Here is a 19,938-nt window from a genome sequence, read left to right on the forward strand (position 1 = left end):
TTGCAGGTTTAATCCGCTGCAAAAATCTGCCTCTTAATTTCCGCAAAAAATAATTTGTCCAATAGTCCGGATGTCATTCGTCATAAGGTCGTAAACAACATCATTTAACGTTAAAATTCAGAAAAAATGAAAGAATTCATGATGATCTTCCGACATGCACCGGACCCCAACCGGGTGATAAGCCCCGGGCAAATGCAGGCCATCCTCCGGCAGCGGCAGGACTGGATAGGCGGTATTGCTGCACAGGGGAAGTTTTTAAGCACCGATCAACTGGGGCAGGAGGCAAAAACGCTCCGGGCCGATAACGTGATTACCGACGGCCCTTATGCAGAAGTAAAGGAAATAGTAGGCGGTACCTGATTGTAAAGGCCGCTTCACTGGAAGAAGCGATGCAGCTGGTTGATGGTTGTCCTATTCTTCTTGCAGGCGGCCATGTGGAAGTAAGGGACATTATAAAAATGAATTAACACAATCATCAGGTCCGGTGTATAATGATCTTCTTCCTCAACTATTCAAAACAGAGTACAGCAAAATTATTGCTGTACTCTGTAAACTATTCGGCCTCCCGCACATGGAAACGGCAGAAGACGTCGTTAATGATGCTTTTCTGCTGGCAGCTAAAACATGGAGTTCAAAAGGCGTTCCGGAGAATCCTTCCGCCTGGCTGTACACCGTTGCTAAAAACAAAACAAAAGATTACCTCAGAAGAAATAAAATTTTCAGCGAAAAGATAGCTGCCGATCTGAAACTGCACCGGCCACCACCGGAGGAAATTGATATTGATCTCTCCGCCGCCAACATCCAGGACAGCCAGTTGAAAATGATGTTTGCCATCTGTCACCCGGCTATCCCTACGGAAGCCCGGATAGGGCTTTCTCTCCGTATCCTGTGCGGCTTTGTGCTGCGCAAAGAGTTGTGCCTGGAAGCCATACGGCTGAATTATTTTCTGTTGGAAAATACGCCTACCAATACGCCAGCCGTAAATGCATTGATGTCGCTGATGTGTTTCCACGCCTCTCGGTTTGAAGCCAGGACCAGTGATTCCGGCGCGTATATTTTATATGAAGAACAAGACCGCAGTCTGCCGGCATCGATGATGGAAAGGCGCTGCAATATTTTGCCAGCGCTTTGCAACTGGCAAAAACGGCTGCCGATAAAAATATTATTTCGCAATACATGCATAAAATCAGGAGCAATTCCACGGGTAAATAGTCTCTTTATTTTTGGACTTACGGTTATCCTGCTATGTCAAATAAATCAGTCTTTTACCGGCTAAAATCCTTGCATTACCGGGAGCATTTTCGTATCTTCGTTGCTGCTTACCGGAAGCCATCAGACAGTCTTTTTTAATCGTAAAACAGCTACTTTTTTTGCCACTCAGCCGGTGGTTATTGCCCGGTTGTTTTCAACTGCTTTTATTGCATGTAAAAACGGTATCTCCGGATACAGGAGGGGATTATTTGCTTTTAAAGTAGCAGTGGCAGGAAGAATAATCATATGGAAGAACAAATTATTACACAGAAGCCGGCGTTTAGAGAAGCGCTTAAATTCTGGTTTAAATTAGGATGGATAAGTTTTGGCGGTACCGCCGGCCACATTGCCATTATGCATGATTATTTAGTGGACCGGAAAAAGTGGATCAGCAACAGTAAGTTTCTGCATGCCCTGAATCATTGTATGATCCTGCCCGGACCGGAAGCACAGCAATTATCCATTTATATCGGGTGGTTGCTGCATGACAGAAAAGGGGGGCTTGCCGCCGGTATCTTGTTTGTATTGCCATCGATGTTCATTTTACTTGGGCTAAGCATTATTTACGTGCTCTTTGGCAATATCCCGTGGGTAACCGCCATGTTCGCCGGATTAAAGCCTGCTGTGATTGCCCTCATCCTTATCGCCATGTTCAGGATCGGGCAGAAAGCGTTACACGGACCACTGCATTACGGCGTGGCGGCGCTGGCATTTGTATGTATTTTCTTCTTCAATATTTCCTTACTGGCCATCATTGGCGGCGTAGTTGTTATTGGTGTCGTCACGCGCATGATATGGCCAGCCGCATTACAACACCAGGAAAAAAATACAGCAACAACCGGAGATGAAGAACATACGTATGTGCTGAATAAAAACACCGTATCGCCCGGAGAGGGCTTCCAGGCACGGCGGCTCCTGAAATTACTGGGTATTGCCTTTATCGCCTGGCTGCTTCCGTTTGGACTGTTTCTGTTGTTTTTCAGCGACTTTACTTTCTGGAAAAATATGGGGTTGTTCTTCACACAAACCGCGTTTGTGACTGTAGGCGGCTCGTATACGGTGCTGCCTTATGTGGCGCAATACAGTGTTACAAAACTGCACTGGCTCAGTAAGCTACAGATGATCGATGGTTTTGCACTGGCGGAAACAACACCCGGTCCGCTCATCATTGTATTATCATTCGTGGGTTTTATGGCCGGTTATAACCATTTTGGCGGCTCTTTATGGATGGGTGCAGCCGGACTGCTCGCCACTACGTACTTTACCTTTTTGCCCTGTTTCCTGATGATTTTCGCCGGGGCTCCCCTGATTGAGAAAACGCACGGTATTGACATCATCGAAGGTATTCTTGGATTAATTACCGCCGCTGTAGTGGGTGTGATACTAAATCTTACTTTATATCTCGGGAAAGATGTGATTTTTCCGGGTGGCATTTTATTCAGCAAGCCGGATATCCTGGCGCTGGTATGGATGATCGTATCATTGGTGCTGATGCTGAGGTTTAAAATGAATATTTTATACCTGATTGGGTTGAGTGTATTGTATGGGGTTTTTCATTATTTGTTATACCCTTAAGGGTATAACAAATTTTCATTCGTCACTTCTGCTTTCTTAACTCATCCAGCGCCAATGCCGTCAGATCTTCTGTTATTTTCGTCGGTGAATTACAATCACAGTTACTCATTCCAATTACGTAAATATCTTCACCGGGAATATAAACGCCCATTGTTTTGAACCCGAATATACTGCCGCCATGTTCCCTGGCCGGCATCCCTTTTATTTCCCTGATGTGCCAGCCATACCCATAGGCAAACTCTTCTCCATTGTTCAATTTATACTTCGTAAAAGCCTTTTGGGTTGCTGCTGCATTGAGTAACAGGTGCTGATTCAAAGCATTCTGCCATTTCAGCATATCGCCGGTGGTGGACATGAGCGAACCAGATGAAAAAGGAACACTGAAACTGATCATCGTTTTATTCACGTATCCATATTCCTTTTTGTGATACCCGTATGCTCTTTTTTTGATGATTTGTCTGTCGCTGCAGTAGTAAGATTGACTCATCCCAACTTTATCGAAAATATGTTTCCCGATGAAATCTTTATATGTCTCTCCGGAAACCAATTCTATGATATATCCCAGCAGCACATACCCCGAATTATTATACGCAAACCTTTCTCCCGGTGCAAAATCAGCTGGTTCGTTTTTGAAAAAATTGACCATCATTTCAGGACTCATATCTTTCTGCGCAATCGTCGAAAGAGATTTCATGCTGGTGAAGTCCTTAATGCCTGAAGTATGGGTCAATAAATGATGTATCGTTATTTTACTTCCTGAAGGATAATCGGCTATGTATTTGGAGACAGGGTCCTTTACACTTAATTTGCCTTGTTCTTCTAACATGAGAATCGCTACAGCCGTAAATTGTTTGGTCATGGAACCCAACTGGAACACGTTCTCCGGCGTCAAATTCACGTCTGATTCCAGGTTAGCCTTGCCGAACGCTTTCTGATAAATAGGCTTCCCATTTTGAGCAACCATAAATACAGCACCGGGGCCATCTTTATCATTGAACAGGGTTAGAATCAAACTATCCATCCTGCTTTCAAGGCTTTGTGCTGAAGCAATATTGAGCGAAGTGCAAATTATCAGCGATAGTAACAATAGGGTATGGATCAACTTTACTCTAGTCATTGAGATTTGTTAAATGTGTCCTGAATCAATGCGCCTGGCATTGATTTTAAAAATACACGAATGAGTCCAATGATCTATGAAAATGTTACGTAAGTGGAAATATTTGGGATGAAAAGGATCAAAACTATGCAGCAGACATTATCTAAAGGCTTTTAACTATGTGCTAAATCTTTCGATTTATTTAACGGGCTATGAGGGGCAAAGTTCGAACCTATTTAATGAAAATTTACGAGAGATTATTTGCTATTTAATGAATAGTCGATAATATTACTAATTGAACTTATTTATCAAGTAACTAACACAATCCGACTTATGAAATATTTATTTAGTTTTCTCCTCTTGCTCTACGCAATCACTACTCTAGGACAAGCATCCTTTCCTAAGGGGTTTAAATTAATAAAAGGTGACAATACTACCGGAGAAGACGATAGGTACTCTAATGGGAAAGATGTTTTTCAAATGCATTTCTTTTTCAGAGCATATGACAGCGATTACAACTGGAACGATGATAACTATAAAAAATTCATGGCAGAAGCCTTTGGCTACCCAATGTATCGAACTACAGACAGTCTCTTGTGGAGCGCAGGAAAAATTGGCGAGTATTATTCCTACGTAGTCGTAGACTGACACGGTGAAATATTTGAGCTTGTTTCCGACTACAGTGATGCAGACTTTTCCTTCTATTCAAAATGGCTTCTTTCTTCTATAAGAGCGTATCGTAAAAAAGGAAAAGTATTCATGTTCCCGACGAGGTACCATTTGTATTACAAGCCCAGGGTTTAACTATAAGCCTAAACAGATTAAGTTATTTTGTCAGGGTACTATGTTTGGAATTAAAAAGCCTCTAAATCTTTCGCTTCTTTCATGAAATGATAGTCTTTTTACAAAGACTAGTTGTCTTCACGTAACGACATTGAAGTAAATACTTCTTGCATTGATATAAGAAGTATTTACTTCAATGTCCGGAATATTAAAACATCGCTTCAGGATAATCGGTATATCCATTTTCACCCCCACTATACAACGTATCGCGGTTGATTTCTGACAATGGCAAATTATATTTAAAGCGGATTGCCAAATCGGGGTTGGCAATGAATGGTGCACCAAAAGATACCAGGTCGGCTATGCCTTCTTTCAGGATGGCATTCCCGCTTTCCTGCGTAAAGCCCAGATTAGCCATCAACCTGCCGCTGTAGTGATAGCGGAAATGGCTGAAATAATTATCCTGCAATACTTCTACCGGGGTACCTGTTAAAGTTTCTGCAGGCCCAACAATGTGCAGGAAAGCGAGATTGTAGTCATTCAGTTTTTTAAGGATGTACTGGAACATGGGGATAGTTTCTTCATCCGGCGTCACGATGCCTACATGGCTATATGCGACCGGTGTAAACTTGATCGCTACCCTTGTGCTTTCCCATACTTCCAGGATGACATCCAGTATTTCAAATATAATACGTGCACGATTTTCAATACTGCCACCATACTCATCGGTGCGATGATTAGTGGCCAGGCTTAGAAATTGAGGAATTAGCATGCCAGCCTGTGCATGTACTTCAACGCCATCAAATCCTGCTTCTTTCGCATTCTTAGCCGCCTGCCTGTAATCCTGTATAGTTTGTTTAATTTCAGCAACGGTGAACTCGCGGGGCGTTTGTGTATCTTTAAAGCCCTGGGGTGTATAAGAATGATTTTGCGGATTAATGGCGGAAGGGCCTGCCGGCAATTCACCATCAAAAAAATCCGGATGAGATGCAGCACCAATATGCCCTAATTGAGAGAAGATTAGTCCTCCTTTGTTGTGTACTGCCTGGGTCACCAGTTTCCATCCTTCAATCTGCTCCTGCGTATAAATGCCTGGCACATTAATAAAACCAATAGACTTCGGATTCACCCAGGTACCTTCACTCAGAATTAAGCCTGCTGAAGCGCGTTGTGCATAATACCTGGCCATCAATGGTGTAGGAACCAGGCCTTTATTGGTGGCACGTCCACGCGTAAGTGACGCCATTACCACCCGGTTTTTCAATTTCAAATCACCTATCTGATATTCCTCTAACAGAGGTTGTGCTGTATTTCCCATTGTTTTTTTAAGGCAAACTTCGGGCATATGCCCCAGCGTTACAATATGGGAAAAACTAATACCATAGGGATAAATTTATCCCATTAAGGAATTAAAATACAATGCCTATTTTTGAATAAAGTGAACAGCATATGTATGAAAGAAAGACTCCCCTCACAATAGATTGCGGACTGCACCTGACTAAAGAAGTGCTGAATGGCAAATGGAAGCCAGCCATCCTCCGTGCTATTTCGATGGATGTAAAGCGTCCCAGCGAGATACTACGCTTATTTCCTGGCGCCACCCGCAGGGTGCTGAATGTACAACTCAAAGAATTGGAAGGACATGGAATGATAGAGAAGAAAACCTACCCGCAACTACCGCCTAAAGTGGAGTATTCGCTTACGGAGATCGGCTGTTCACTGATGCCTATTATTGATGCCATGAACCAATGGGGTGATGCTAATCGCAGCTTTTTGGAGAATGTTATTAAGCAAGCACCTAAGATTAGCGAAACATCAAAATCGACATGCCAGATTTATAGACATATGATGGTAGCGCGTAAGATCGGATAAGGTTTGGTAGTGGGATTGCTGCCCATCCAATCTCAATCCCTCAAATCAAAAAAGCCTCCAAATCTTTCGATTTGAAGGCTTTTTCCTTGCGGAGAGAGAGGGATTCGAACCCTCGATACAGTTTAACCCGTATGACGGTTTAGCAAACCGTTCCTTTCGGCCACTCAGGCATCTCTCCATTATTTCCCTGAAGGGGTTGCAAAAATAGGAAAAGTTTTATATTCTCCAAAAGCAAATTCGGTTTTTTACAAAAAAACTTGCCCTAAGTATATAAAAATCCGCTGAAAGGCAGTCCCCATGCGGGTGAACATGAAAAAGCCGTGCAGTTGTGCACGGCTTTTTAAAATAGGTTCTCAGGGCTAAGGCAGGCTTTACATGGCCGCCAGTTGTACTTTCTGTTGCAATTCAATTACGCTGTCACGGAAGTTATTGTCAGTATCCATCAGGTCCTTTACAGTTTGACAGCTGTGGATAACGGTGGTATGATCGCGTCCACCAAAATGTTCACCGATTGTTTTCAGGGAATTTTTAGTAAATGATTTAGCGAGATACATGGTGATTTGCCTGGCCTGCACAATTTCACGTTTACGTGTTTTTTGCAACAGCTTATCATAAGGCACATCAAAATATTCGCAGACCATTTTCTGGATACTCTCGATTGTAATTTCTTTGGAAGATGTTTTTACAAAAGATTTCAATACGCGCTTCGCCAGTTCCAGGTCAATTTCCTTACGGTTCAGCGATGATTGTGCCAGCAGGGAAATCAGTGCGCCTTCCAGTTCACGTACGTTTGTCTGGATGTTATAGGCTACATACTTCACTACTTCTTTCGGCATTTCCAGTCCATCGTTCCGCATCTTCATTTCCAGGATTTCCATCCGGGTTTCAAAATCGGGGATCTGGATATCAGCGCTCAGTCCCCAGCGGAAACGGCTCAGTAATCTTTCCTGTACGCCATCCAGATCTTTAGGCGCCTTATCAGACGTTAGGATCAGCTGCTTGCCGGATTGGTGCAGGTGGTTAAAGATAGCGAAGAAGGCGTCCTGTGTTTTCTCTGCGCGGGCAAAGAACTGGATATCATCTACGATCAACACATCTATCAACTGGTAAAAGTGGATAAAGTCGTTGATGATATTATTCTTGGAGTGATCTATAAACTGGTTAATGAATTTCTCTGCACTTACATATAACACCGCTTTGTTCGGATGTATACGTTTTACATCATTGCCTACTGCCTGTGCAAGATGCGTTTTTCCCAAACCTACCCCACCATATATTACCAGCGGATTAAAAGAGGTGCCACCGGGCTTTTCGGCCACTGTTTTACCTGCACGTCTTGCCACACGGTTACTGTCTCCTTCTACATACGCATCAAACGTATAATTGGGATTGAGCTGCGAGTCAATCTGTACCCTTTTAATGCCCGGAATAACAAAGGGATTCTTAACCGGGTTGTGAATCGTTAAAGGAAAATCTACTTCATTGTCTTTCTGAGGTTTGGTAAACTGCGTGGGCATGTTTACTGTTCTGGGATGCTGATGTGGCGTACCGTTCTCTACTACAATGCGATACTCCAACCGGGCTTCTTTACCTAATTCTCTCTTGATGGTTTTTCCTAACAATCCCACATAATGCTCCTCAAGGTATTCATAAAAGAATTGGCTGGGGACCTGGATGGTTAAAACATTGTTTTCAAGTTTAATGGGTTTAATAGGTTCAAACCATGTCTTAAACGGCTGCCATTCTACTATATCCCTAATTATATTAAGACACTTTTCCCAAACTTGTTCGCAAGTTTTATTCATTGAGATAAAAAAAATTAGTTGTTTCTTAATTAAGGATGCTTAGTTCTCGAATTCGAAATTCCCCAACGCAGGAAGTTGAAAAATTTTCAGACAGGACGACGAATATCTGTAGAAAATGTTGAAAAAAAAAATTTATCTACCCTTGTTTATATTCTCCTGATTACAGAGTACCAAAACCCCTTTTTCCACTACTGCTGTGGCTTTACAGCCCAGACGTGACAAGGTTTTCATTACTATAAACCCCATTGATTAACAGCACCTTTATCTTTTCCATTCTCCTTTTTATCATAAATATGGATATATAATTGATAAAATAATATTGTATCCTTTCTCTCAAAAAAAAACGTTCACTGATAAGTCATGAGATATTCACACTTTTTCGGGAGAGGGTGCAAAACTATGTTAGTATCTCCATTTAAAAAAATGTATTAGGGGATAGTAATTGTGAAAGTATTTATTTATATCCGCGCGCACCGGATTAATAAAAAATATTTGTCCGCACTAAGCCGAATACCTTATCTTTGACCCTTCTGAATTTAAAATAATTTTTCTATGAGTTTTGAAATTACCGGAAAGCTGATTGTGAAGTACAACACGGTACAACGTAGCGAAACTTTTAAGACAAGAGAGTTCGTTATTGAGAAGTCCGACGACATCAATGGCCGTGTTATCAACAACTATATAAAGTTTCAGTCGGTGCAAGACCGCACTGGTATTGTAGACCGGTTCAATGAAGGTGAAAACGTTAAAGTTTATTTCAATATCAAAGGCACCAGATGGGAAAAAGATGGTAAAGTGAACTACATCACCAACCTGGACGCATGGCGTATGGAATCTGTAATGGCAGCACCTGCTCCGGGCACAGATCCACAGCCTAACTACAATACTCCACAGATGCCTGCAGGCGGCGGAGATGGCGGCGACGACCTGCCTTTCTAAGCTGAAAGCATCACACAAAAGCTATTGAAGCGAAGATATAAGCGGATTACATCCCCTTATGTCTTCGCTTTACTCATTTTATACATTACCCCGCATTTGCTATCTTTGCCGCAGTTTTAGGATAAACACCTAACCGCTAATATGATACAACAAATATCTCTCAAATTACTGCCGGCCGATGCCGCCTCTCATACAAATATCATACAGCACGCTGCTGCCGCACTAAGTGTAAAGCCTGCCGACATTACAGGATTCAATCTGCTGAAACGCTCTATAGACGCACGTTCCAAGCAGGTGTTCTTTGTCCTTACCATACAGGTATTCATTAACGAACCTTTTGAAGAAAGGCAACACACCCATCCGGTATATGCATCCCTGCCAGCCAATGCACCACGGGTGCTGATTGCAGGCGCCGGACCCGCGGGCCTCTTCGCCGCATTGCGGCTCATAGAAGCAGGCGTAAAACCAGTTATACTGGAACGCGGTAAAGATGTACGCGCACGACGCCGTGATCTCGCCGCCCTCAATAAAACAGGTATCGTAAACCCCGACTCCAACTACTGCTTCGGCGAAGGCGGCGCCGGTACCTACTCCGATGGTAAACTATACACCCGCTCCAATAAACGCGGCGATATTAACCGCATCCTCAACATATTCGTACACTTCGGTGCAGAAGATAAGATTATGATCGATGCACACCCGCACATCGGCACCAACAAACTCCCGTATATCATCACCGCTATGCGCGAACAAATCATCAACAGCGGCGGAGAAGTACACTTCGAACAAAAAGTAAGCGCCATACAAATCAGCAACGGCGCAGTTACAGGCGTGCAAACCGCCACCGGGCAAATATTTGAAGGCAAACAACTCATTCTCGCCACAGGCCACTCCGCCCGCGATATATTTATCATGCTCCACCAGCAAAACATTTTGCTGGAAGCCAAACCCTTTGCCCTCGGTGTGCGCGTGGAGCACCCGCAGGAACTCATCGACAATGCACAGTATCATTGCCAGGTGCGTGGCGAATATCTCCCGCCAGCCAGTTACAGCCTGGTAGAACAGGTGGAAGGCCGCGGCGTATTCTCTTTCTGTATGTGCCCGGGTGGCATAATCGCCCCCGCAGCTACCGATCCCGGCGAACTGGTAGTGAATGGCTGGTCGCCTTCCAAACGAAACAACCCCTTCGCTAATTCAGGCATGGTGGTTACCGTTGATGAATCCGACTTTGCACCATTCGCACATCACGGCCCGCTCGCAGCGATGTACTTTCAACAGGCGGTTGAAAAACAGGCGTATCATGCCGGTGGCGGCAATTTCGTAGCGCCCGCACAACGTATGACCGACTTTGTCAATAAAAAAGTTTCTGCCTCGTTGCCTGAATGCTCGTATGTACCTGGCCTCAACAGCGTGGACCTGCGCAGCGTATTACCCAAAGTAGTACACCAGCGCCTCGCCGGCGCCTTTAAAGCCTTTGGCCGCAAAATGAAAGGATACTACACCGAAAATGCTGTACTGGTGGCCACAGAGTCACGCACATCTTCACCGGTACGCATTCCCCGCAACAATGATACGCTGGAACACCCGCAGGTGGCAGGTCTTTATCCCTGCGCCGAAGGCGCCGGATATGCCGGAGGGATCGTATCCGCTGCAATGGATGGCGAACGCGTGGCCGCCATCATTGCCGCAAAGTTGTCGTAACGATATTCCGACTTATTTATTGGGGATTAATCACTAATTTTTCACCATGAACCTACTCGAAGTCAAACACCTGAAAAAACATTATGATACCCACAAAGCGGTGGATGATGTTAGCTTTGATATACAGCAGGGCAGCATCTTCGGATTACTGGGTCCTAACGGCGCCGGTAAAACAACCCTGCTCCGCATGATTACCGGTATCTTCTACCCCGATGAAGGCCAGATCATTTTCAACGGGCAAAAATTCAACCCGGAAAACGATGTGCAGTACATCGGGTATATGCCGGAAGAAAGAGGTCTCTATAAAAAAATGAAGGTAGGCGAACAAACACTCTATCTCGCCCAGCTCAAAGGACTCTCCCGGAAAGAAGCGGTACAGAAGATCCAATACTGGTTTGATAAATTCGATATCAACTCCTGGTACAACAAACGGGTCGATGAACTCAGTAAAGGCATGCAGCAGAAAGTGCAGTTCATCTCCACTGTTCTACATCAGCCCAGGCTGCTGATCCTCGATGAACCCTTCTCCGGCCTGGACCCTATCAACTCCAATCTCATTAAACAGGAAATTTTCAACCTCAGTCAGCAAGGTACCACCATCATTTTTTCTACCCACCGCATGGAACAGGTAGAAGAAATCTGCGACCATATCATGCTGATCAACAAAGGTCATAAAATACTGGATGGCAGTGTAAAGCAGATCCAGCAGGACTTTAAACAGGGCCTTTTTAAAGTAGGCCTGGGCACAATGCCTAATCCTGCACAAATGGCTACTTATCACTTTAACATTGTGCAAACACACGATAAGGCGTTTACCGTAAAAATGAATGAAGACAGCAGTACCAACGATATCCTGCTGCATTTCATCCGCCAGGACATTCCTGTTACATATTTTGAAGAAATCCTTCCTTCTATCAACGAGGTATTTATCACCCAGGTACAGCAAACCGAAAACAGCAACGCCCCCGTAGCTGCTTTGCCGCTGGCCTGATTAACCTGCTACTTATGGAGAAAATCTGGCTCATTATAAAAAGGGAATTCTTTACCCGCGTGCGTAAAAAATCATTCCTCATCACCACTATACTGGTACCACTGGCCTTTGCCGCCATGATCATTGTGCCCATCCTTTTATCTACTTCTTCCAGCGAACATAAGCTCATTGCGGTGGTAGACAAAAGCGGGTTGTTTGAAAACAAGTTCCCCGATTCCAAAGGCGTATATTTCAAATACGTGCAAAACCAGCCCATCGATAGCCTCAAACTGCATTACAGTGATCTCGGCTATGAAGGAGTGCTGTATATCCCCGAGTTTGATATCAACAGGCCCTCCGGCTTTGAATTTTACAGCAGCGGCCAGGCAAGCATCACCATAGAAAACAGTATCAACAAGGATATCAACAGCATCATTGAAAAGAAGCGCATGCAGCTGCAGGGGATTGAACCCTCTAAAATGGATGAAATCAGGTCGGATGTGGAAGTAACCTTTAAAAATGGTAAGGACGAAAAGAAAGGCAGCTCCTGGGTGTCTTATGGAGTAGGCTACGCCAGCGGGTTCATTATCTACTTTGTGCTGTTACTGTTTGGTACCTCCGTTATGCGGGGTGTGATGGAAGAAAAAGTGAGCCGCATTGCAGAAGTAATGATCTCCAGCGTGAAGCCTTTTCAGCTGATGATGGGAAAAATTGTAGGCATAGCCGCCGTGGGCCTGCTGCAATTTTTTATATGGGGTATCTTCATTACAGCCATATACTCCCTGATACCGCTGTTCTTTTCTCCTGAAAGCATGCAGGCAGCTGCCGCCCAGGGCAACCCGGCGCAAACGGCTGAAATGGTGCACAGAATGCGGGAAGTGATAGGCAGTATCAACTGGAGCTTACTGGTACCTTGCTTTGTGTTGTACTTCCTGGGAGGTTATCTCTTTTACTCTGCCTTGTATGCCGCCATTGGCAGTTTGGTCAACGAAGATGCCTCCGATGTACAGCAGCTCACCATTCCCGTAACAGTGCCCATCATCATTGGTATCATGATTATGATGAAGGCAGTACAGGACCCTGGTAGTCCGCTCGCGGTATGGGGCAGTATTATTCCATTCACATCGCCGATGGTAATGATGGCGCGGCTGCCCTATGGGGTTCCCGGCACAGTACCTTACTGGCAGCTGATATTGTCGTTTGTTTGTCTTATTGGTGGCTTTTTGGGCACTACCTGGTTAGCCGGCAGAATATACCGCACAGGGATCCTGATGTATGGAAAGAAAATTACACTGAAAGAAGCGATGAAGTGGGTAGTAAGAAAACCATAAAAAATTTTTTGAGATGGTTACCGGAGCGGTGGTTCCGGTAACCAATCAAATATCGAAGCTATTTAAATGGCGGATGGTATCCCTGAACTCCGTCCATATTTCCGCCAATACAGCTGCTGCGGGCTTTATATCATGTATCAAAGCACTTACCTGGCCTATTTCCAGTTCCCCTTCTTCGAGGTTACCTTCAAACATGCCTGATTTGGCGCGGGCGCGTCCCAGCAAGGTTTTCAGGGCATCTATATCTGCGCCGTTATCTTCTGCCTGCCGCACCGCCTGGTAAAAATTATTTTTGATGAGGCGAACGGGCGCCAGCTTCTTTAAACTTAACATGGTATCGCCCTCTTTGGCATTTACCACCGCCTGTTTAAAATTTATATGGGAAGATGCTTCGGGGGTTGCTACAAAACGGCTGCCTACCTGCACACCGGATGCGCCTAAGGCAAATGCTGCTGCCATGGCTTTCCCGGAGCCTATGCCCCCGGCTGCAATAACCGGTATTTTTACCTGTTCGCATACTGCCGGGATCAATACCATGGTGGTAGTTTCTTCGCGGCCGTTATGCCCGCCGGCTTCAAATCCTTCTGCTACTACTGCATCTACTCCGGCGGCCTCGCTTTTTAATGCAAAGGCTGCGCTGGATACCACATGCACTACCTTGATACCTGCGGCTTTCAATACCGGTGTCCATGTTTTTGGATTCCCGGCAGAAGTGAACACTATTTGTACCCCTTCTTCCAGGATAATATTTATCAGCTGGTCAATATCCGGGTATAATAACGGCACATTCACTCCGAAAGGCTTATCAGTTGCCTGTTTACACTTTTGAATGTGCTCCCGCAATACGGCAGGATACATGCTTCCGGCGCCGATGAGCCCCAGGCCGCCGGCATTACTAACGGCGCTGGCTAAACGCCATCCGCTCGCCCAGATCATGCCAGCCTGGATAACAGGATATTGAATATCGAATAAGGAAGTGATACGGTTGTTCATAAGCGAATATACTATAGCTTGATGCTGCCGGTATTATCCCAGGTCTATTTCGGTATTATCGCCTATGTTCAGGCTCTGGCTCAATCCGCGGATATTGGCGTCGCTGCCTATCAGGGAAGATTTCAATACTACTTCATACAGGTTACTGAAAGAGCCGATAATAGAATCCTTTACAATAGAGTAGTTGATCACCGTATTATCACCAATGGCCACATTAGGGCCGATAATGGCGTTTTTAATGTTACAGCCTTCCCCTACGCTTACCGGCGGGATGATGATCGTATTTTCATATGGTAATACGGGATTGCTGGCCAGTTTATATTTCTTCAGGAGGATAGCGTTTGTTTCCAGCAGCGTATCTTTCCGGCCGCAATCGAACCAGTTGGATACTTTGAAGCCATTGAACTGCACACCGTGCTCAATCATACATTCCAGTGCATCTGTGAGCTGGAACTCATCGTGCGACTTTATCCTGTTATCAATATTGCTTTGGAGGCAGTCGTACAGCTGCTCTGTTTCCTTGATCTTGTAAAGTCCCACCAGTGCGAGGTTCGACTTAGGGATCTGCGGCTTTTCCACTACGCGGGTAATCTTTCCCTGTTCATCCAGTTCGGCAACACCGAAGTTACGCGGGTCATCTACTTTTTTCAGGCCAAGCATAGAGTAAGGGGAGGCGATCACTTCTTTAAAATCGCATTCGCAGATGGTATCGCCCAGTACAATCAGTATTTCATCACTACCTACCACATCGCGGGTAAGGGATAAAGCATGACCGGTACCTTCGCGGCTGTTTTGCTGCACAAAGTGACAGGTAAGCTGCGGATACTTCTTTTCTACGTAATGCTGGATCTTTTCACCAAGATAGCCTACCACAAAAACAAATTCTGTGATACCCGCATCCACCAACTGATCAATAATGATACTGAGAATGGTTCTGCCGGCTAAAGGTATTAATGCTTTAGGCTGTGTATATGTATGTGGACGAAGCTTGGTGCCTGCCCCTGCCACTGGTATTATTGCCTTCATTTAGTGTTGTAGTTAGGATTAGCTATTGCTGCTCGAATGCGGCGAAATTAACATAAAAAGCGGAAAGCATAAAGCAGAAGCCTTTACGCTTGCAATTGATCCGGCTTTAATTTATTTTTGCACCAAATTTAAGGCAACATGCAAAGAGACCAGCAAATATTTGATTTAATCGGCCAGGAGTTGGAGCGTCAGCGCCACGGCATTGAGTTGATCGCATCTGAAAACTTTACCAGCTTACAGGTAATGCAGGCGATGGGACATGTGATGACGAATAAATACGCCGAAGGTTATCCTGGCAGAAGATATTATGCGGGCTGTGAAATTGTGGACCAGAGCGAACAACTGGCAATTGACAGGGCTAAAGAAATATTTGGCGCTGCTTATGTGAACGTACAACCTCACTCAGGGGCACAGGCCAATGCCGCTGTTATGCTGGCTATTCTGCAACCGGGCGATAAAATCCTCGGACTGGATCTGAGCATGGGAGGCCATCTTACCCACGGTTCTTCCGTAAACTACTCCGGAAAGCTCTACCAACCTCATTTCTATGGCGTTAACAAAGAAACAGGCCTGGTAGAATATGATAAAATGGAAGAAATTGCCAACCGCGAAAAGCCCAAACTGATTGTTTGTGGTGCTTCTGCTTACAGCCGCGACTGGGATTACAAACGTATCCGCGAAATAGCTGACCAGGTAGGCGCTTTTGTACTGGCTGATATTGCGCACCCGGCAGGTTTGATTGCCAAAGGCTTACTGAACTCTCCGTTTGCCCATTGCCATTTCGTAACTACCACTACCCATAAAACCCTCCGTGGTCCCCGCGGCGGTATGATCATGATGGGCGCAGATTTCGAAAATCCGTTCGGTCTGAAAACACCAAAAGGCGAAACCCGCCTGATGAGCTCTCTCATTGATACCGCTGTATTCCCTGGTATCCAGGGCGGTCCGCTGGAACATGTAATTGCCGCTAAAGCTGTTTCTTTCTTCGAGATACTGTCTGACGAGTACACTGTATACGCCAATCAGATCCTGAAAAATGCGCAGTCCATGGCTAAAAGCTTTGTAGGCAAAGGATATGAAATCATTTCCGGTGGTACCGACAATCACCTGATGCTGATTGACCTCCGTAATAAAAATATCTCTGGTAAAAAAGCGGAACAAACACTGGTAAAGGCCGATATCACCGTCAATAAAAACATGGTGCCTTTCGACGATAAATCTGCCTTTGTTACTTCCGGCATCCGTATTGGCGTTCCCGCTATCACCACCCGTGGTATGAACGAAAGCCATATGGGGCAGATCGTTGACTGGATCGATGCCTTGCTGCTGGATGCAGACAATGAAGGGCTGATCCTCAAGGTAAGAGGCGAAGTGAATACGTTTATGCAGCAGTTCCCGCTGTATCCCGAGTTGTAGGCGGATTTTGTCTTGGCTCAGGATTACGCTGATTATACTGATTAGCTGGATTTTTACTTTTGGATTTTATAAAGGATTAAGGGAGATAGAAGCGGATATTCGCTCTTATCTCCCTTTATTATTACATCTAAAAATCAGAAAAAAATCCAAAAGTAAAAATCAGCGTAATCAGAGAGAAACACAAAATCCGCTTCTATCTCCCCTGATCCTTTATAAAATCCAAAAATCCAAAAAAGTAAAAATCCAGCTAATCAGTATAATCAACATAATCCTGAGCCAAGACAATTTCCGCTTCGCCGAAGGCGAAAGCGGCCCGCAAAAAAAATCGCTGCATTTATTTTGATTTCCGGAATATACCCTTATCTTTATAGTGTACTAGTTAAGTAGTACACTAAACCACAAGATATGATTAACATCCAATCCCTGACATTCAGCTACCGGAAAAACAAACCCCTGTTTGAAAACTTACAGCTACGGCTGGAAGCAGGACATATTTATGGTTTGCTTGGAAAAAACGGTGCGGGCAAATCCACGCTCCTCAAACAAATGGCCGGCTTACTATTCCCCGACAGCGGCACCTGTGAGGTGATGGGCTATCCATCTGCCAAAAGACAACCCGCCTTCCTCCGGGAGATATTCCTGGTGCCGGAAGAATTCTATCTCCCAAAAGTAAGTGTGAAAAGATATGTAAACACCTACGCCCCTTTTTATCCCAACTTCGACGAGGCGGCGTTTTACAATTATCTCAAGGAATTTGAAATTCCAAAAGACCAGCAGCTGACGGAAATGTCGTACGGACAAAAGAAAAAAGTACTGATCAGTTTTGCCCTGGCCGCCAACACCAAAGCCCTGATCATGGACGAACCCACCAATGGCCTGGATATCCCCTCCAAAAGCCAGTTCCGTAAAGTGATTGCCGCCGCAGTGAGCGACGAAAAATGCATTGTGATTTCCACCCACCAGGTACGCGACCTGGATAATCTCATCGACAGCATCGTGATCATTGATGACCACAAAATTATTTTCCGGGAAGATGTACAAACAGTGACAGACAAATTGAGCTTCAAAACCGTGAGCAGGATCGAGGAAACAACCGGTGTCCTCTTCGCCGACAGCAACCTGCGCGGACATACCATCATTACCCGCAACGCAGGCCAGGAACAAAGTAAAATAGATATGGAACTGCTGTTCAACGCGATCCTCACCAATCATAAACCCATCCAGGAAATATTCAACTGATCCACACATGCAACCAAACAACGTATTTAATGTTCGTCGTATGCAGTTATACCTGCAAAAACACTTTACCGATCATTACCGCTTCTACGGAATGGGCATGCTTGCCGTATTCGGGCTGATGACAGGTATCGCGCTTTTAACGATACTGGTGGCCCGCGAACCTTTCCGCCAAACGAGCGACATTGTAGGCTTTTATTACGCCGGCATGTTCTTTTGCGGATTGCTGTTCACCAGCAGGGCTTTTAATGAACTGGGCAGCAAGGAAAAGGGCGTAGACTTCCTGATGTTACCTGCTTCGCAGTTTGAAAAGTTCATCACATTGTTCCTGGTTACCGGCATAGGCTACCTGTTGTTTTATCATATCAGCTGTTACCTCAGCTTTAAAATTATTGAAAGCGTACAACTGGCGGCATTTGGCAGGGGAATAGTTAACAACTATGCGTTCCTGGATGATCCCAAAGAAAAAGTATATATCTATTACGGCTATATTATTCTGCACGCGGCATTTTTACTCGGCGCCACCTACTTCCATAAGTACAGCTTTATCAAAACAGTGTTATCGATTTTTGTATTAGGATTTGCATTGTGGCTTATTAACTGTGTTATCGTTACCCTGATTTTCGGATTCGGGCACGACTTCTGGAAAAGATCGATGCCATTCCTGCTGGTCTCCAAGCTGGAAGGCGGCCCTACCTCATGGCACACCAAAGTATACCTGATCCCGGAATGGCTGCAAAACACTTACCTGTTTATGATAAAATTTGTGATAGCACCTGTGCTCTGGACCATTGCTTATTTCCGGTTGAAGGATCAAGAAATTTAAAAACTTAGCGAAATGGAATTCAAAGATACACAGGCAATATACATACAGATCGCGGATTACATCTGCGAACAGATATTGCTTACCAAATGGCAGCCGGAAGAACGTATTCCTTCTGTAAGGGAACTGGCGGTTTCGCTGGAAGTAAATCCCAATACAGTGATGCGCACCTGCGAGCTCCTGCAGCAACAGGAAATTATTCAGAATAAAAGAGGGATCGGCTATTTTATCAGCGGAGATGCAGTGAAGAAAATAAAGCAATTCAAAAAAGATGCTTTTATCCGGAACGAATTGCCAAGTTTCTTCCGCAGTATGTACCTGCTCGATCTCGATCTCGATGAACTGAAACCTCACTTTGAGAAATTCAAAAAATCAAATTTCAACTAACATGAAAACCAGCAGTAAATTACTATTAGGTTTTTCAGGTGTAATGGTGTTATTCATGCTGTTTTCTGCCATTATACTAAAAGCCAATTACAATAAAGGCATCACTAATATAAAGAATCATGAGCCACAACAAGACCCGGATTATGCGAAAGTGACCCTGCCTGCCTTCAAAGCACTGGTGCTAAAGAACACCACCGCAAATGGTGGAGTTACTATCTATGTGCGTGAATCGCCGGAATACAGTCTCGAATTCTATAAGAACGCTACTTATGATATGTCGGGCGACACACTTTACGTAGCGATCAATAAGGCGCGTGACATCACCTTGTATACTCCTGCTATCAGCTATATCGACAACAAAAGTGATTACAGCCTGACCATTTCGGACGTTAAATCGCCAAAGCTGGAAATCAATGCAGGTAAAAGTCTGCGGACTTTTGTGATCAATACAAAAATCAATTCTTTTGCCTTTACGGGAGGAGAAAACAATACGCTTGAAGTAAATGAAGATAATATTTTGGACTCGGTGAAAGTAACGATGGCTAAACATGGCTCACTGTATTTTTATGCACCGTATCAGTCGGGAGAATTCAGCGTGGATAGTTTAGACAACCTGAATATAACCGGCAGGTCCTTACAAAGTTTAAAACGGATTAACTAAAGATTTAGCAATAAATTCTATCAATGCATAAACCGGTTTTTCAGCCGGTTTTAAATTACATAACAAGTTTTTG

General features: G+C 44.5%; 19 protein-coding genes and 1 tRNA gene. 14 read left to right on the forward strand and 6 right to left on the reverse strand.

What is annotated here, in order from left to right; all coding sequences use genetic code 11:
* The first annotated feature begins 126 nt into the window (after window positions 1-126).
* The 3 genes from QFZ51_RS06080 (at window position 127) to chrA (ending at window position 2,826) form a co-directional block, all read left to right on the forward strand.
* Window positions 127-360, forward strand: coding sequence for a YciI family protein (locus QFZ51_RS06080; RefSeq protein ID WP_429044187.1), 234 nt, complete (start codon window positions 127-129; stop codon window positions 358-360).
* 124 nt (window positions 361-484) lie between these two features.
* Window positions 485-1,276, forward strand: coding sequence for an RNA polymerase sigma factor (locus QFZ51_RS06085; RefSeq protein WP_429044189.1), 792 nt, complete (start codon window positions 485-487; stop codon window positions 1,274-1,276).
* Window positions 1,277-1,497: 221 nt separating this feature from the next.
* Window positions 1,498-2,826, forward strand: a complete 1,329-nt coding sequence (gene chrA, locus QFZ51_RS06090; RefSeq protein ID WP_429044191.1) for a chromate efflux transporter — start codon at window positions 1,498-1,500, stop codon at window positions 2,824-2,826.
* A gap of 22 nt (window positions 2,827-2,848) precedes the next feature.
* Here the strand turns inward: chrA and QFZ51_RS06095 are convergent, their stop codons facing one another.
* The gene (locus tag QFZ51_RS06095) at window positions 2,849-3,943 is read right to left on the reverse strand and encodes a serine hydrolase domain-containing protein (protein WP_429044192.1); all 1,095 of its coding nucleotides are present in this window, start codon (window positions 3,941-3,943) and stop codon (window positions 2,849-2,851) included.
* A gap of 459 nt (window positions 3,944-4,402) precedes the next feature.
* Between QFZ51_RS06095 and QFZ51_RS06100 the strand changes: the two genes are divergently transcribed.
* Window positions 4,403-4,570, forward strand: a complete 168-nt coding sequence (locus QFZ51_RS06100) for a hypothetical protein (protein WP_429044195.1) — start codon at window positions 4,403-4,405, stop codon at window positions 4,568-4,570.
* A gap of 343 nt (window positions 4,571-4,913) precedes the next feature.
* On the opposite strand, the gene QFZ51_RS06105 is transcribed toward QFZ51_RS06100, so the two are convergent.
* Window positions 4,914-6,050 (reverse strand): alkene reductase, encoded by a 1,137-nt coding sequence (locus tag QFZ51_RS06105; protein WP_429044198.1) that lies wholly within the window; start codon window positions 6,048-6,050, stop codon window positions 4,914-4,916.
* A 104-nt stretch (window positions 6,051-6,154) separates the two neighbouring features.
* Here QFZ51_RS06105 and QFZ51_RS06110 point away from each other — a divergent pair, with 104 nt between their 5' ends.
* Window positions 6,155-6,577, forward strand: a complete 423-nt coding sequence (locus QFZ51_RS06110) for a winged helix-turn-helix transcriptional regulator (RefSeq protein WP_429044200.1) — start codon at window positions 6,155-6,157, stop codon at window positions 6,575-6,577.
* An 89-nt stretch (window positions 6,578-6,666) separates the two neighbouring features.
* On the opposite strand, the gene QFZ51_RS06115 is transcribed toward QFZ51_RS06110, so the two are convergent.
* Window positions 6,667-6,755 (reverse strand) — tRNA-Ser (locus QFZ51_RS06115).
* A gap of 193 nt (window positions 6,756-6,948) precedes the next feature.
* A complete protein-coding gene (gene dnaA / locus QFZ51_RS06120; RefSeq protein ID WP_079469646.1) occupies window positions 6,949-8,382 on the reverse strand; it encodes a chromosomal replication initiator protein DnaA in 1,434 nt (477 codons plus the stop codon).
* A 552-nt stretch (window positions 8,383-8,934) separates the two neighbouring features.
* Here dnaA and QFZ51_RS06125 point away from each other — a divergent pair.
* The 4 genes from QFZ51_RS06125 to QFZ51_RS06140 all read left to right on the forward strand — a co-directional run bounded on the left by QFZ51_RS06125 (window position 8,935) and on the right by QFZ51_RS06140 (window position 13,323).
* Entirely contained in the window at window positions 8,935-9,321 is a 387-nt protein-coding gene (locus QFZ51_RS06125) for a DUF3127 domain-containing protein (RefSeq protein WP_079469647.1), read from the forward strand.
* A gap of 141 nt (window positions 9,322-9,462) precedes the next feature.
* Entirely contained in the window at window positions 9,463-11,022 is a 1,560-nt protein-coding gene (locus QFZ51_RS06130) for an NAD(P)/FAD-dependent oxidoreductase (RefSeq protein ID WP_429044203.1), read from the forward strand.
* Between the two features lie 46 nt (window positions 11,023-11,068).
* On the forward strand, window positions 11,069-12,013 hold the full coding sequence (locus QFZ51_RS06135) for an ABC transporter ATP-binding protein (protein WP_429044206.1): 945 nt from the start codon (window positions 11,069-11,071) through the stop codon (window positions 12,011-12,013).
* 14 nt (window positions 12,014-12,027) lie between these two features.
* Window positions 12,028-13,323 carry an ABC transporter permease gene (locus tag QFZ51_RS06140; RefSeq protein ID WP_370911099.1) on the forward strand — a complete coding sequence of 432 codons (1,296 nt, stop codon included), beginning with the start codon at window positions 12,028-12,030 and terminating at the stop codon, window positions 13,321-13,323.
* Between the two features lie 45 nt (window positions 13,324-13,368).
* On the opposite strand, the gene QFZ51_RS06145 is transcribed toward QFZ51_RS06140, so the two are convergent.
* Complete coding sequence (locus tag QFZ51_RS06145) at window positions 13,369-14,316, reverse strand: NAD(P)H-dependent flavin oxidoreductase (RefSeq protein WP_429044210.1); 948 nt, start codon at window positions 14,314-14,316, stop codon at window positions 13,369-13,371.
* A 33-nt stretch (window positions 14,317-14,349) separates the two neighbouring features.
* On the reverse strand, window positions 14,350-15,342 hold the full coding sequence (locus QFZ51_RS06150; RefSeq protein WP_429044213.1) for a sugar phosphate nucleotidyltransferase: 993 nt from the start codon (window positions 15,340-15,342) through the stop codon (window positions 14,350-14,352).
* A 138-nt stretch (window positions 15,343-15,480) separates the two neighbouring features.
* On the opposite strand from QFZ51_RS06150, the gene glyA reads away from it, so the two are divergent.
* From glyA to QFZ51_RS06175, 5 genes are all read left to right on the forward strand, one after another.
* Window positions 15,481-16,758: a serine hydroxymethyltransferase gene (glyA, locus tag QFZ51_RS06155; RefSeq protein WP_429044216.1), complete on the forward strand. Its 1,278-nt coding sequence runs from the start codon at window positions 15,481-15,483 to the stop codon at window positions 16,756-16,758.
* A gap of 405 nt (window positions 16,759-17,163) precedes the next feature.
* Complete coding sequence (locus tag QFZ51_RS06160) at window positions 17,164-17,997, forward strand: ATP-binding cassette domain-containing protein (protein ID WP_429044218.1); 834 nt, start codon at window positions 17,164-17,166, stop codon at window positions 17,995-17,997.
* A 7-nt stretch (window positions 17,998-18,004) separates the two neighbouring features.
* On the forward strand, window positions 18,005-18,820 hold the full coding sequence (locus QFZ51_RS06165) for a hypothetical protein (protein ID WP_429044220.1): 816 nt from the start codon (window positions 18,005-18,007) through the stop codon (window positions 18,818-18,820).
* Window positions 18,821-18,832: 12 nt separating this feature from the next.
* Window positions 18,833-19,204, forward strand: a complete 372-nt coding sequence (locus QFZ51_RS06170) for a GntR family transcriptional regulator (protein WP_429044223.1) — start codon at window positions 18,833-18,835, stop codon at window positions 19,202-19,204.
* A gap of 1 nt (window position 19,205) precedes the next feature.
* Window positions 19,206-19,865, forward strand: coding sequence for a hypothetical protein (locus tag QFZ51_RS06175; RefSeq protein ID WP_429044226.1), 660 nt, complete (start codon window positions 19,206-19,208; stop codon window positions 19,863-19,865).
* Window positions 19,866-19,938 lie beyond the last annotated feature (73 nt).

The organism is Chitinophaga sp. W3I9 (assembly GCF_050434025.1).
Taxonomy (GTDB): domain Bacteria; phylum Bacteroidota; class Bacteroidia; order Chitinophagales; family Chitinophagaceae; genus Chitinophaga.